Genomic DNA, 14033 nt, shown 5'->3' with positions numbered 1-14033 from the left:
TGAAACAATAAATCTTCGGCCTAAAACAAGGTCGAAAGAATCGTTGTGGACTATAATCTGAGTAAAAAGGAGGGGACCTTAAACCGAATTGGGGTAAATAAGTCGAGTTGTATATCTGCGCCGATATATCCCTTATCTCCATATATACTGCAATCGTTAATGCTTTCTGACTCTGCTGCCAATGATAATGCCACAACTTCTAAGTCCGAGAACTTTGGAATTGGACCACGACGAGGGATATTGCCATATTCATTAACGAGATTTTCAGAAAATAGCTTGCATATCTCAAGGATTTTGACCTTTTTTGTATAAAGGTTGTGCATATTTTGGCTTGAACTAATTGATTTTTACACTACTAAGTTACTAAAAACCAACGATATGTGCAACTTTTTAAGCATATTTGTTGGACTATTTAATTCCGCCAACAAGTTAAAGCTACTATGATTGCTGGTAAGACGCTCTTTACACATCTGTATGGAGGGCGAGGAGAAAAGAGATATGAACATTTAAACTTTTAGATAATGAAAAAAACATCTATTATTTTCTTAATATTTTTTACTTTACTATCATTATATGCTTCATCAAGATCCCAAAAGGAAATAAAGAGTTCTCCTGAACATAAATTCAAACTCTGGCTTAATGATACTGTTAAGCATATAAAAGGCAAATACACTATTAGTTATGATTCTACATTATTAACTATAACTGACAGCTTTTCATACATAGTTAGAAAGGGGAAAACAATTTATAGTACCAATAAAAAGAATTCAGAAGCTATACAACAAATGCTTAAAGATGTTCATGAGCCTCCGTCTGTAAATTACAGAATTATAGCAGTTAGACATGATGAGTTTACTCCATCAGAAATAGACTTCCTAAAATATGAGACTTATACAGAATTTCCTCTTATAAAAGTCTTAGAAAAAGATATAGTTAGAGATTATAATGAAAATAGAGCTAGTATCAAGAGTGCTTTTATAATAAATAAACAAATAAAAGATACAATATTCGTAGAATTTAGCTCTAACGGGAACAAGGTTGTAAAAAGAGTTTATAAAAGTAATCGAGCTAAGAATAGAAAAAAATAGCCTAAAGTTGAGGATATAAAACATCTTATAGGCAGGTAATATTCCAAAATAGGAAACAATTTAATCACCTAATTTTCTGTAGTTTTACTATTACAGATGAACAAGTCGGTGGAGCTTCAATGGGTAAACTACTGAATACAATACTTGAGATGCAGCTGTTTTTACGAATACAAATAATTGGAAGAATGGTTATTTTACCTATAGCTGGCCGAAAGCCGCAGGTGCGCATAGTAATCTGAAGGCTACGGGAACAGCTGGACATTCAATATTTTGGAAAATAGAGAAAAGATGAAACAGATTATAATATTAACTTGTTGGACTATTTAATTCCGCCAACAAGTTTATTAAATATGTTTCCTTACCTTTGTGAAAATACAAATTTAATGAAATAAAACCTTTAGCGCTGATGATCATTTTCGTGACCTCACGAAAATGATTGAACAAGTCTCACAAAAACTCCCGAGAAATAAAAATGGAGATTCATAATATATTGAACAAGATACTTCAAATAGAGCATGGCTTTCAGCACATCATAGATGGAGTTGACGAAATCTTTTCTACATACTCAAAAGAACAGCGTTTTGAATTTGCACTTGATTTGTTCAACCACAAAGCCTATCAAGCCAGAATGTTGGCAACAACGATATTGGGTAGATTGGCGAGAGAAGATAATAATGCACTTTGCTTTCTGAAAGAGCGAATAAGTACCGATAAAAATTGGCGTGTGCAGGAAATGCTTGCAAAAGCTTTTGATGAAGTTTGTAAACACAGAGGATATGAAGTTTCTTTGCCTCTCATCGAAGAATGGCTGAACGATAATAATCCTAATGTTATCCGTACTGTAACGGAAGGATTAAGAATTTGGACAAGTTGCCCATTCTTTAAACCTCAATTCGGGATAAGCAGTACTTCTTTTTCCTCAAAAAAAGTTTCAATAAAATCCTAAATGATTTAACAAAGAACTTATTCGGGAAGTTATATGCCGATAAAGGGTATATTTCTCAATCACTTTTTGCTTCACTCTTTGATAGGGGAGTACACATCGTAACAGGAATACGGACTAATATGAAGAACCGCTTAATGGATGTGCACGACAAAATTATGCTCCGTAAAAGAAGCATTATCGAGACCATCAACGATATGCTCAAGAACGTTGCACAGATAGTTCACACACGCCACAGAAGTATCGCTAATTTCATCGTTAACCTTTTAGCAGGAATGGCTGCTTATGCTTTCTACGATACCAAACCTTCCATCAACATGGAGTTTGAGATGGAGGAGGAAGCAGAAGTGAAGCAGCTCACACTTTTCTAAACCTACCTGCGTGAAACAATGAATCTTCGGCCTACAACAAGGTCGAAAAAATCGTTGTGGACTATAAGCTGAGTAAAAAAAGAGGTAACCTTAAACCGAATTGGGGTTTATTAGGCAGATCTCGTTCGCTAGTTTTTCTGAACATTTACAGATACATCAGTATTTGTAAATATTTTTCGCTTTTTTAAAGCCGTGAGAATAGCGTAAAAATAAAATTATTGTCTGCGAATGGAAATAACTCAAAATAAAAGCACCTCCTCAAAAGGAGAATTTTTATTTTCTATACTACAAATTTTATTTTCTATACTACAAATTTTATTTTCTCCTTGAGAAATTAAAAATACAATAAGGAAATCAGCTGATATTCTTATTGTATTTTCTAACAGAATAAGCAGAAAAAAACTATTTCCTTGCCTTTCTGTCATAGATTTTATAGAAAATCTCAAGATTTACCTTTCTTTTCCACAAAGAAGAGGGGGAGAAATTGGTTACTAGTTCAGTATTTTCTTTTCAACGAGCATTTTCTGTCTCTAAAAACGAGCACAGTTTTGTCAAATAAAGCGCATAAATCTCATTAGGATAGAATAATTTATTCTCTTGTTTATTCTGCTTCACCCTACCCATGTACAGCTGAAAAAGTAACAGCAAAACATCAAGATTTGACTTGCAGATATAGGTATGCTACCGAAACTAACAGCTTCAAATTAATGTGTTACTTTTATTAGGGTAGTAAAAAAAAAGTAGATAACCCTCTATCAATTATGGAGTTTGAGATGGAGGGGGAAGCAGAAGTGAAGCAGCTCACACTTTTCTAAACCTACCTGCGTGAAACAATGAATCTTCGGCCTACAACAAGGTCGAAAGAATCGTTGTGGACTATAAGCTGAGTAAAAAAGAGGTAACCTTAAACCGAATTGGGGTTTTAAAGAAAACCCATCGGTGGCTATTGCTTTAATCTCTAGGCATAAAGCACATGAGAGCGAATATCTTCGGAAATCTGTGGGGAACGCTTTGAAGGATATAAGCAAGAAGCATCGTGAATTGATACAACAAGAAGTGCAGCAATGGGATTTATCCAATCCACAAATTCTTTTTACTTATAAACTTGCAACTAAGTTGTTAACGTAGAATCTCTCTATATATTTCATGTTTTCTTTCGTATAAAAACAATCATCTGCAATGCCCTCTTGAGCATTGCAGATGAGTTTTGTTGTGACATTTTGGAAATGGCGCACTGTATTATTGGGGGGATGGATAATTATTTTCCGGTGAGGATTTTCTGAATGTCGTTGAGCTTGTTGAGGGCTTCAATGGGCGTGAGGTTGTTCACGTCGATGCCCAAGAGCTCATCGCGGATTTGTTTGAGTATGGGGTCGTCGAGTTGGAAGAAGCTAAGTTGAACGTTCTTTTTCCCATCCGTCGATGCGAGTTGCTCCATTCGTGGGCGTTCGCCGTTGCGCGCGTTGTTAGCTTCCAGATCCGCCAGGATTTGTTCGGCGCGTTTCACGATGTTTCCCGGCATTCCTGCAATGCGAGCCACGTGGATACCGAAGGAGTGTTCCGAACCGCCGCGCATCAGTTTACGCAGAAAAACGACTCTATTGTTCACCTCCTTCACACTGACATTCCAATTCTTTATGCGGGAGAAAAGTTTCTCCATCTCGTTGAGCTCATGATAATGTGTGGCGAAGAGCGTGCGAGCGTTGCCGCGCGGGTTTTCGTGTAGATACTCCACGATGGCCCACGCAATGCTGATGCCGTCGTAAGTAGACGTGCCGCGCCCCAATTCGTCGAAGAGAACCAGCGAGCGAGGCGTGAGGTTGTTCATGATATTGGCCGCTTCGCTCATCTCCACCATGAAAGTGGACTCGCCCATAGAGATGTTGTCCGAAGCCCCCACGCGGGTGAAGATTTTATCCACGATACCGATGTGCGCACTCTCTGCCGGAACAAACGAACCTATCTGCGCCAGTAGCGCGATAAGGGCGGTTTGGCGCAACAAAGCACTCTTTCCCGCCATGTTAGGGCCGGTGATAATGATGATTTGTTGCTTCTTGTCGTCCAAGCTCACATCGTTGGGCACATACTCTTCGCCCGGCGGCATCAAGGTTTCGATGACCGGATGGCGGCCTTGGCGAATGTCCAGCTGCATACTGTCGTCGACCACGGGGCGCACGTAGCGATTTGTGCGGCTCACTTCGGCCAACGAGAAGAGGCAATCGAGCGTGGCAATCTGAAGCGCGTTGCGCTGCAATAAGGCGATGAACTGATTGGCCGTGCTGACCAATTCGTTGTAGAGTTTTGTCTCGAGCGAAAGTATGCGGTCTTCCGCGCCCAGTATCTTCTCTTCGTATTCCTTCAGCTCCTGCGTGATGTAGCGTTCGGCCTGCACGAGTGTTTGCTTACGAATCCATTCGGCCGGCACTTGCTGCTTGTAGGTGTTACGCACCTCTATGTAGTAGCCAAAGACATTGTTGAAACCAATCTTGAGCGACGGAATGCCCGTAGCCTCGCTTTCTCGCTCCTGAATGTGTTGCAGATAGCTTTTCCCGCTGGTGGAGATGCTCCGCAGTTCGTCCAGTTCGTTGCAAACGCCTGCGGCGATGACGCCCCCTTTGTTGAGGAGCGCAGGAGGGTCGGGGAGGAGATCGTGAAGGATGCGGTCGTGCAGCTCTTTGCACGCATCCATCTTCAAACCTATCTCCTGCATCTGCTTGTTGGAAGCATGGATACACGCCTCTCGCAGCAGGCCGACGCTCTCAAGCGCCATGCGCAGTTGCTGCATCTCGCGCGGCGTTACGCGCCCCACAGCAATTTTTGAGACGATACGTTCCAAATCGCCAATCTTGCCCAGTTCGTCCTGACAGAGTTCGCGAAATTCGGGTTCTTTGAAGAAATATTCCACCCCATCCTGTCGCTGCTGAATGTCCTTAACGCTCCGAAGCGGAAAAAGGAGCCAGCGGTGGAGGGAGCGCGCCCCCATGGGCGTGAGTGTGCGATCGACGATGTCCAAGAGGCTCTTGCCATCGTCGAACATAGGTTGAATCAGTTCCAAGTTGCGCACGGTGAAGCGGTCGAGGCGCACATAATGGTCTTCCTCAATGCGCGTCAGGCGCGTGATATGTCCGGTTTGCGTATGCTGGGTTTGTTCGAGGTAGCACATTATTGCGCCCGCTGCCACAACGGCTGCTTTGAGATGGTCGACCCCAAAACCTTTGAGGTTCTTTATCTGAAAATGGCGCGTGAGCTTCTCTTTGGCGGTTTCTTCCGTAAACGCCCAATCGTCGAGCTCGAAGACATAGTATTTAGTGCCGAAGAGTTCCTGTACGCGCTGTTTCTGTCCGCGCACCACGAGTACCTCCTTCGGTGAGAAATTAGACAAAAGTTTGTCGGCATATTCGGGCGTACCCTCTGCCACTAAGAATTCACCCGTAGAAATATCGAGCAATGCGACACCAATACTGGATTTCCCGAAATGTACCGCAGCCAGGAAGTTGTTCTCTCGGCTGTTGAGCGCGGAGTCGCCCAGCACCACGCCCGGCGTAACCAGTTCGGTGATTCCGCGCTTCACGAGCTTCTTCGTGAGCTTCGGGTCTTCCAACTGGTCGCAGATAGCCACACGCTTCCCCGCTCTGACGAGTCGTGGCAAATAGGTATCGAGCGCATGATGCGGGAAGCCCGCCATCTCTGTTTGTCCTGTTCGTCCCTTGTTGCTACGATGGGTGAGCGTAATACCGAGAATGCGTGCCGCCGTCACAGCATCTTCCATGTATGTTTCATAGAAGTCGCCACAGCGAAAGAGCAAAACTGCATCTGGATGCTTTGCTTTCAGATCGTAGAATTGCTTCATCATCGGGGTTACTTCTTCTTTTGCCATATTTCAGAGGGTTGTATGATAGGACAAAGGTAGTAATTTCGGGAGAAATGGGGAAATTGTAACTTTTCTTACGCCCATTTGAGGCGCAGACTGTTGCTGACGACGGACACAGAGCTGAGCGCCATGGCGGCAGCGGCCAGCATGGGCGGTAGAGCAAAGCCGCAGAGGGGGATGAGTAGGCCAGCGGCGATGGGGATTAGCGTGATGTTGTAGAAGAAGGCCCAAAAGAGGTTTTCGCGAATGATGCGCGTGGTTTTGCGGCTCAGGCGGATGGCTTCCGCAATGCGTGTGAGGTCGGACTGAATGATGGTCATCTGTGCAATATCCATCGCTACATCCGCCCCTTTTCCCATGGCGATGCTGAGGTCGGCTTGTGCCAGCGCAGCACTGTCGTTGATGCCGTCGCCGGCCATCGCCGTGTGGTGTCCAGCGCTTTGGAGCTGCTTCACATAGTCAGCTTTATCCTTCGGGAGTACGCCGCCGCGGAAATGGGTGATGCCCAACGTTTGCGCCATGGCAGCCGTGGCTTTCTCACTGTCGCCCGAGAGCAGGTGTATCTCAATGCCCATTTGCTCCAATTCGTTGAGCGCGGCGCGGGAGGAGGGTTTCACGCGGTCGGCAATGTGGAGCGTGGCAATGAGGATGGTGGGCGTGAAGAAGTAGATTGTGGTCAACGCCTCGTTCTCTGTTTTTTCCTCCAATTGAGCCACCAAATGAGGCGCTTGTTCTTTCAGCAAGCGTTCGCTACCTACGAAATAAGTAGTGCCGTTGTGCGAACCGCTCACACCGCGCCCCGTCAGGCTTTGGAAGTTCGTGATTTCCACCGCTTCCGCATCTGCGAGGGGGGCAGTGAGTGCCTGCGCCAGCGGATGTTCCGAGCGGTTTTCGAGCGACAGGAGGATGCTGCGCTGTTCGGGCGTGAGAGCGGTGAGCGGCTCAGAGAGCGTGGGGCGTCCCTCCGTGATTGTGCCGGTTTTGTCGAGCACAATGGTGTCGATGTGCTTCGCTGTCTCCAAGCTCTCCGCATCTTTGATGAGTATGCCTTTCTCCGCTGCCCGTCCGATACCCACCATGAGTGCCGTGGGCGTGGCAAGTCCCAGCGCACAAGGGCAGGCGATGACCAGCACGGTGATGGTGGAGAGCAAAGCCCGCGTGAGGTTGCCGCCGGGCTCGTTGCCGAAGAAGAACCAAAGCAAGCCGGAGAGCACCGCCAGCGCGATGATGGTGGGCACGAATATAGCCGCCACTTTGTCCACTATGTTTTGAATCGGAGCTTTTGAGTTTTGCGCTTCGCGTACCATCTCGATGATTCGGGCCAGCATCGTTTCCGCGCCCACTTTTTCGGCGCGGAAAGAGAACGAGCCTTTCTGATTGAGTGTGCCTTCAAAAACCTTGCTTCCTTGTTCTTTGCGCACGGGGATGGGTTCGCCGCTTAGCAAGCTTTCATCGACAAACGAACACCCCTCAACGATGGTTCCGTCGACGGGTATTTTTTCGCCAGGGCGAACGAGCAAGAGGTCGCCACCTACCACACGGCTGATTTCTATATCCTCCTGTCGCCCCTCGCGCAGGATAATAGTCATCTTCGGGCGCAAGCCCATGAGTTTTTTCAGGGAGGTGGCCGTGTTGGCCTTTGCGCGCGCCTCGAGCAAGCGACCTATGAGGATGAACGTGATGATGCCGCAAGAGGAGTCGAAATAGAGATGGGCGTCCTTGCCCAGCACGTGCGGGAAGAGGAGGTTGAAAACGCTAAACAGATAGGCGATGCCTGTGGATAGTGCAACGAGCGTGTCCATGTTGGAGGTGCGCTGCTGGAGTTGCTTCCACGCGTTGATGTAAAATTGCTTGCCGGCGAAGAACACCACCACAGTGGCGAGCAGCCAGAGCGGGTAGCCTAGGCGCGGATTACTCTCCACAAAGAATATATTGATGATTGTCACCACTGTCGTAAGGAGAACGGCCATGATGGTGCGGCGTTTGGCTTGCAGGAAGTTCTGCGCACGCATTTCCTCAATGTTTTCTGTCACATTGTTCTCCGCACCGGCTTGTTGCTGAAGAACAACAAGTTTGTAACCAGCTTTCTCCACCGCTTCGGCCATTTCGTTGGGCGTTACGCGGGCGGGGTCGTAAGTCACTTGTGCTTCCAAACTGGCAAAGTTGCACACTGCATTCTCCACACCCTCCATATTTTTGAGGGCGCGTTCGGTGTGCATGGCGCAGTTTGCACACATCAGTCCTTCTACAGGGAATGTCTCAGTCTTTATCATCTGTGAGTTTTATATTTTCTATGGAGCAAAGAAACGGCTCTATCAGTTAGAGCCGTGTTTGCGATAAATGCAGAGAACGCTTTCTTCAATGTTCTCTACCGTTTGTCTTTAGTAGCGATTTATTGCTACTTTACCACGAGTTTGTAGCCCTCTTTCTCCACGGCTTCGGCCATTTCGTTGGGCGTTACACGGGCAGGATCGTAAGTCACTTGTGCTTCCAATTTTTCAAAGTTGCACACTGCATTCTCCACACCTTCCATATTTTTGAGAGCGTTTTCGGTGTGCTTGGCGCAATTTGCGCACATCAGTCCTTCTACAGGAAATGTTTCAGTTTTCATCGTTTATACGTTTTATATTTTCTACGGTGCAAAGATACTGATAACTTATAAAGCCCTGTTTACAATAAACGCAGAGGAAGTTTTGAAATTCGCAGGGGGAGAGAGGAAAGAGCCCCCTCCATCTCCCCCATGAGGGGGAGTGCTCGGCTTTGGTTCTCGGACGAGTCTGACCAGTCCGATTTGTCCGACCAGTTTGACTTGTCCGACACCCAATCCAGATTCGTGCTCCTTCGCCCTTTTTGTGCTCTTTCGTGGGCTAAAACAAGTAAAGAATATTCTTACTTTCCCCTCCCACGAAAGCCACAAATCTGAGCGCGAACGGGAGGGAGCGGTGAGCATCCCCTTCCTGCGCGTGGATTTCCTTATTGCGTCAGCTCGCACAATAAGGATGTCAGCTGACAGAATAAGGAAGCTGGCCGACACAATAAGGAGGCTGACGGGTGGGAATGGGGTACAAAATGAGCGGAAAAGAGCGGGGAGAGAGCGAATGGAGGAAGAAAAGAACAGATGGACGGAAGTTTGGAACAAACAAAGGGAGGCAATGTAGGAGATGAGGCCGCTGAAACAAATGTTTTGCGCGTTTTTAGACAACAAGATATCGTCAAAAAAAGCGACTGCTACTCGCTCCTTTCGGAATGAGTAGCAGTCGGGGAAATATGGTTGGATGGTGCGGGAGGAGGTTAGTCCTCGTCGGCGCTCCAATCTTCTGCACTCCAGTTTTGCGGGCGTGATTCGAAAACTACGCCGCTCTGGCCAGGCTGTGAGAGATAGCCAGTAGAACCTGCACTCGTATTCATCAGGCTCTGGCTTTCGAGGTTGATCACTCGAAGTGCGGGTCGTTGATATTTAGTTTGCATAGTTGCTAAAGTTTTAGAGAATTACCTTTTTACCATTGATGATGTAAGTCTGGCCCTTCTGAGTGGTCAGTACGCGGCGACCTTGGAGGTCGAAGACTTGGCCTTTCTCAACGCTCATTGTTCCGTTGTCGAGGGTGATAATGCCCGTGACTGTTCCGTTGATGCTGATGGCGAAGCTGCGCGCACCTGCTGCAGCGTTTGCTACGCTGAATGCCGTGCGGTAGCAGTTGAGTGTGCCGTTAGCGGCTTTGACAAATTGGCCATTACTGTAGCCGTAGTAAGTCTTAGTAGCATCCGATGCAAGCACTTTGGTCTCGCCGTAGTTACCTTCTTGCTCCACACCGACACCCGTATGAGTTTTCACCTCGGTATCAGCATTGGCCACAGCCACCGTTACTGCGCCATTGGCGAAGAGAGCTGCGTTGTTAGCTTCGAAGAGGTAAGGCTTGTTGGCCTCAATGTTGGCCACGGGGGCAAAGTCGAAAGCGGAGCGGGCAGCGTTGAAGCCCTTCAATTCATACACTGTGCCGTTGAGCGTGCTTGCTGCCGTTGCCACGGGGAGGGCAAATGTGGTATAACCCGTCGTGGTGAAGTTGCGATCGTAAGAAGCCTTGTCAGCAGAGAACTGCGTGGGCACTTCGATAGCTACGGCATCGTTGAGTGCAAACTCAGTGGTGTGGCCGTTGACAATTAGGTTCTTGCCCGTCAGCGTAGAGGTAGAGGGGAGGTAGTAGAGCGTGTTGTTAGCTGCAACAGCACCCTGTTTCAAATCCTCGGCAGTTACATCATCGGCCAACGTAGCTACGCTCATGTCAACATAGGTCATGGGCTTACCCACGGCAGCTTCATTGAGATGGATGAACTTCGTTGATGCCTTAGATATGTAGCCCCAGAGCGTTTGATTAGCATAGGCTTTATTGTCCTTATCGTCGCTATTCTGCGGTGCATTCTCGTTGACAGTGAAAGGTACACAATCCACGTGGATTGCTGAGAATCTTGTGAGTATCGGGTTGGTAGTGCCCGTCGTGATAATGTCGATTGCACCCTCGAGGCGCTTATGGGCTGAGCTGATAAGGTTGAGCTTCAGCACCACAGGCAAATGGCCCAGTCCTGCACCAACTGCCATTTCCTCGCTGGAGGTGAGGCGAATGGTGCGATTAGCGTTCATGGCGCTACCTGCAAGAGGAACGTTGGGTACATAAATGTTGCCAACGGGGAGACCTGAGAAATTGAAATTCGGCAAGTAGATATTGTACGTTCCGTTGCTGTTCTTCGTCAAGCTGATCTGTTCGTTGGCAAGCGGAGACGCATTGGTGATAGTGCTTCCTTCAGCGGTGGTAGAAAGAACCACGGAGAGTGCGCCGGGATAATCACCCGATTCGGTGGCACTTACTGCATCGGTAAAGCGGAGAACATAGTCTCTCTCGTCGCCGCTGGAGTTCTTCACTCTCAGCTCAATGGTCTTATTATGGTCATTATAGAAAGCGTTTTCTGTGAGGGCATAAGTCTCGTAGAACTCCTCATCTCTCATGAGCGTACTATTTGCGCCTGCCACGCCCTCAACCACGATGCCGCGGTGGTAGGCAATGGGGAGCGTGTAGGTGGTAGTGGCGGGGTTGAACGTTAGGCCGAAATCGGCGAGCGACTGACCGCCTACGCTGATAGAAGCCAGTGTTGGGGCATTAGAAGCCGCAGCAAACTGGATTGTATAGGTGTGGATATTGGTAGGATTCACCGATACATCGTTACCCTTCACTGTGATGGTGAGCAGGCCCGTAGTTGCATTGTAGTTTTTCTCGATGCTTGCTCCAACGCCATTAGCCGTCAGTGAGATTTTGCTAGGATCGTAAGCCTTAGCTACATTCATAGCCGTTGCCACGCTAACACTTGCGCCGTCGTAGGTGACGGAAGCGAGCTGGGAGTTGTAGATAAAGCTAATGTCGTCAATATCGAATTCGTCATTAGCTGTAGCGCCCGGCGTTTCATTTGTGGTGAAAGATGCCAACAGATAGGAGGTGGCGTCCTCTTTGCCGGTATATGTGAAAGCACCGCTATATCGTACCCAGTCGGAAGATACATCGGCATAGACAGTGGCTTCAGCAATCAGATACTTTGCTTTGTTTTCTGCTGTTTCGTAAGGATCTTTGTAGGCATAATTCCCATGAATCAGAGCGTGGAGACGACCTTTGTAATCGCCACTCCCTCCGCGCTTGAATTTGGCGTAATACACCACAGAGTCGGGGCGACCTGCGAAAAGGCAGTTCTTGTAATTTCCAGAGAGATCTGTATAATTGTGATTTTTTTTGTCGGTTGGCGTGCTTGAGCCCATATTGATGGTACCCGTTGTGAGGTTACCATTGGCTTTCGCACCCCAGATGCTGCTAGATTTCAGCTTTACAGCCGTTGCTGACCCATTGCGGCCTGTGGTTTTGACTGTATTTTTTTTAGAGCTACTTTTTGCCATGCTACCCAAGAAGCCAAGGCCGCTGGTGTTAGCAGAGACAAATGAATACCAGCCATTACCGGGCTCGTTAGTATCTGTCCACGCAGTTTCAAAATCGGAGTTCCCAACCTGGTACACTCCAGTCTGAGCGCTGACCGTTAAGGCAGCAGCGCTCAGAATAGTAAATAATATCTTTCTCATAATAAGGGGATATGATAATATCTAAAGAAAAAGCTAAAGCGCGATAAAGCTTTAGCGGATTACCTTTTTACCATTCATGATAAAGAGGCCTTTGTTGGGGACTTGGTGAAGGCGACGGCCCTGCAAGTCGTAGATAGCGTTGGCTACATTCTTTGTAGCGGTCTGCTGAATACCGGTAGAGGTTGATTCCTTCTTGCCCTTGAACTGTACATAAATGGGTCTATCCTCTTCGGCTTTCCAAACTACATCTACATCAGCGATCAGAGAATCGCCCTTTATGACGCTGGAGGTTTCGTTGATTTTAGCCGTAGCTACGATTGCTCCGTCCAAGAAAGAGAAGGTTTTGGCTGAATTTTCTCCAAAGAGAATTGAGCCGTTGGTCTGCTTCTGAACAGGAATGTTAGGGAGCACGATATCGCCAAGATTACTGCCGGCGAAACCGAAATTATTGAGAGCGAAGGTAACAGTATTGTTTCCATCGGCTGTAAGGACAACTTTGTAGGTTTCTTCGCCAAATTCGAGGTCTTCCTTAGAGGTGAGACTGATGGCAAGTTTACCGGTATAATTGCCAGCTACTTCGTTGGCAACCGTTTGTGCATTGGTTGTGCCAGCCATTAAGAGGACAGCAACGAGTGCGAGTAGAAATTTTTTCATACCTTTTAGTTATTGATCGTTGTTATAAGTTAGTTAAGTTATCAGTTTGAAACAGTTGGCGACAAAGGTAATACTTTCTGTGCGAACTCAAAACAAATGATTTTCTTCCTGTTAGAAAAGATAGGAGAAGCCTAACGTTCCGTAGATGGGATAAAGAGCGAAAGAAATTGTATTGAAATCGGACGGGAAGATACCGTTCAATCCCCAGTCAAGATTAGCATTGACATAGAGATGCTTATAGGCGCGGAAAGAACCTCCTATCTGTAAGCCCCACTGAAACTTGCGCAGATTGTTAGAAAAGTCGTAGGTGGCGTGAGTAACGTTGACATTTTCGCCAAGTTCGTCCGGCGTCCGGATATAACCGTCGTGGACGTAGCCATCAAAGTCGCCGTTGAGCATCAAGCTGAAGTAAGGGCCGGCAGAAACCATCCAGCGCGGATTTGAAAAGGTGTAAGTGGCCAACACGGGTACTGTGATGTAAGTGGCGCGGTACTTCGTGATGACTGGGCCGTTCCAACCGCCCTCCATGTGGCCTCCGTCGTCCTCAATGATAGCCATGTGGTAGTTTTTCACATTGGCGTTGGTCTTCATGCCTTTTGTCTCGAAGCGCAGTCCGAGAGCCATTCCCCAACGCGGTGTGAAAGATTTGTAGGCCGTGCCTTCGAGGTAGAGATTGAGTAAGGGGTTGAACGAATTGATTTGGCGGATGGAGCGAGGGATGGGTACTGGCGACGCGCCGCCCAGTTCCAATCCTGCGCCCACAGCCACTTGCCAGCCTTTAAGTGCCGCCAAGATAATGTTGCGGTCGTTGCTCGAATCGCGAATAGTATCGGGGCGAACAGCATTTCCGGTTGTCTCGGTAGGTTCGAGCCATGTGGTGGCGTCTGCGGCTTGCGCGCTGACACCCATCATAAGGCTTATGATTGTGATAAGGAATATCTTCATGATTTATTGGCTTGTGTTGAAAAACAAAATAGAGGGAGTGGAGAACTCC

Annotated in this window: 9 protein-coding genes and 4 pseudogenes; 4 read left to right on the top strand and 9 right to left on the bottom strand. The window is 47.2% G+C overall.

Features of this window, described 5'->3' with window-relative positions; all coding sequences use genetic code 11:
- Window positions 1–155: 155 nt before the first annotated feature.
- Window positions 156–341, bottom strand: a pseudogene (locus tag FHS60_RS06730) (IS982 family transposase); the annotation flags it as partial.
- A 180-nt stretch (window positions 342–521) separates the two neighbouring features.
- Between FHS60_RS06730 and FHS60_RS06725 the strand changes: the two are divergent.
- The 3 genes and pseudogenes from FHS60_RS06725 to FHS60_RS06715 all read left to right on the top strand — a co-directional run.
- Window positions 522–1088 carry a hypothetical protein gene (locus FHS60_RS06725; RefSeq protein ID WP_183696806.1) on the top strand — a complete coding sequence of 189 codons (567 nt, stop codon included), beginning with the start codon at window positions 522–524 and terminating at the stop codon, window positions 1086–1088.
- 472 nt (window positions 1089–1560) lie between these two features.
- A pseudogene (locus FHS60_RS06720) lies at window positions 1561–2016 on the top strand (HEAT repeat domain-containing protein); the annotation flags it as partial.
- A gap of 11 nt (window positions 2017–2027) precedes the next feature.
- A pseudogene (locus tag FHS60_RS06715) lies at window positions 2028–2402 on the top strand (transposase); the annotation flags it as partial.
- Between the two features lie 239 nt (window positions 2403–2641).
- Here FHS60_RS06715 and FHS60_RS06710 read toward each other — a convergent pair.
- Window positions 2642–2827 carry a hypothetical protein gene (locus FHS60_RS06710; RefSeq protein WP_183696802.1) on the bottom strand — a complete coding sequence of 62 codons (186 nt, stop codon included), beginning with the start codon at window positions 2825–2827 and terminating at the stop codon, window positions 2642–2644.
- Between the two features lie 496 nt (window positions 2828–3323).
- Here FHS60_RS06710 and FHS60_RS10340 point away from each other — a divergent pair.
- A pseudogene (locus FHS60_RS10340) lies at window positions 3324–3530 on the top strand (HEAT repeat domain-containing protein); the annotation flags it as partial.
- A gap of 130 nt (window positions 3531–3660) precedes the next feature.
- On the opposite strand, the gene mutS reads toward FHS60_RS10340, so the two are convergent.
- The 7 genes from mutS to FHS60_RS06675 all read right to left on the bottom strand — a co-directional run bounded on the left by mutS (window position 3661) and on the right by FHS60_RS06675 (window position 13984).
- The gene (mutS, locus tag FHS60_RS06705; protein WP_183696798.1) at window positions 3661–6279 is read right to left on the bottom strand and encodes a DNA mismatch repair protein MutS; all 2619 of its coding nucleotides are present in this window, start codon (window positions 6277–6279) and stop codon (window positions 3661–3663) included.
- A 68-nt stretch (window positions 6280–6347) separates the two neighbouring features.
- A complete protein-coding gene (locus tag FHS60_RS06700; RefSeq protein WP_221189649.1) occupies window positions 6348–8546 on the bottom strand; it encodes a heavy metal translocating P-type ATPase in 2199 nt (732 codons plus the stop codon).
- A 125-nt stretch (window positions 8547–8671) separates the two neighbouring features.
- A complete protein-coding gene (locus FHS60_RS06695; RefSeq protein ID WP_183696795.1) occupies window positions 8672–8884 on the bottom strand; it encodes a heavy-metal-associated domain-containing protein in 213 nt (70 codons plus the stop codon).
- 680 nt (window positions 8885–9564) lie between these two features.
- Window positions 9565–9741, bottom strand: coding sequence for a hypothetical protein (locus FHS60_RS06690; RefSeq protein ID WP_183696792.1), 177 nt, complete (start codon window positions 9739–9741; stop codon window positions 9565–9567).
- Window positions 9742–9754: 13 nt separating this feature from the next.
- A complete protein-coding gene (locus FHS60_RS06685; protein ID WP_183696790.1) occupies window positions 9755–12385 on the bottom strand; it encodes a calycin-like domain-containing protein in 2631 nt (876 codons plus the stop codon).
- Window positions 12386–12436: 51 nt separating this feature from the next.
- Window positions 12437–13039, bottom strand: a complete 603-nt coding sequence (locus FHS60_RS06680; protein WP_183696788.1) for a calycin-like domain-containing protein — start codon at window positions 13037–13039, stop codon at window positions 12437–12439.
- 111 nt (window positions 13040–13150) lie between these two features.
- Window positions 13151–13984: a porin family protein gene (locus FHS60_RS06675; protein WP_244957457.1), complete on the bottom strand. Its 834-nt coding sequence runs from the start codon at window positions 13982–13984 to the stop codon at window positions 13151–13153.
- Between the last annotated feature and the right edge of the window lie 49 nt (window positions 13985–14033).

The sequence above is a fragment of the Alloprevotella rava genome (genome assembly GCF_014195585.1).
In the GTDB taxonomy this organism is placed as follows: Bacteria; Bacteroidota; Bacteroidia; order Bacteroidales; family Bacteroidaceae; genus Alloprevotella; species Alloprevotella rava.
This window is presented reverse-complemented; position numbering and strand designations above follow the sequence as displayed.

What these genes read in the sequence shown, in the direction of transcription:
- FHS60_RS06695 (WP_183696795.1), bottom strand. Translation starts at nt 8,884, where the DNA reads ATGAAAACTGAAACATTTCCTGTAGAAGGACTGATGTGCGCAAATTGC.
- FHS60_RS06700 (WP_221189649.1), bottom strand. Translation starts at nt 8,546, where the DNA reads ATGATAAAGACTGAGACATTCCCTGTAGAAGGACTGATGTGTGCAAAC.
- FHS60_RS06680 (WP_183696788.1), bottom strand. Translation starts at nt 13,039, where the DNA reads ATGAAAAAATTTCTACTCGCACTCGTTGCTGTCCTCTTAATGGCTGGC.
- mutS (WP_183696798.1), bottom strand. Translation starts at nt 6,279, where the DNA reads ATGGCAAAAGAAGAAGTAACCCCGATGATGAAGCAATTCTACGATCTG.
- FHS60_RS06690 (WP_183696792.1), bottom strand. Translation starts at nt 9,741, where the DNA reads ATGCAAACTAAATATCAACGACCCGCACTTCGAGTGATCAACCTCGAA.
- FHS60_RS06675 (WP_244957457.1), bottom strand. Translation starts at nt 13,984, where the DNA reads ATGAAGATATTCCTTATCACAATCATAAGCCTTATGATGGGTGTCAGC.
- FHS60_RS06725 (WP_183696806.1), top strand. Translation starts at nt 522, where the DNA reads ATGAAAAAAACATCTATTATTTTCTTAATATTTTTTACTTTACTATCA.
- FHS60_RS06710 (WP_183696802.1), bottom strand. Translation starts at nt 2,827, where the DNA reads ATGACAGAAAGGCAAGGAAATAGTTTTTTTCTGCTTATTCTGTTAGAA.
- FHS60_RS06685 (WP_183696790.1), bottom strand. Translation starts at nt 12,385, where the DNA reads ATGAGAAAGATATTATTTACTATTCTGAGCGCTGCTGCCTTAACGGTC.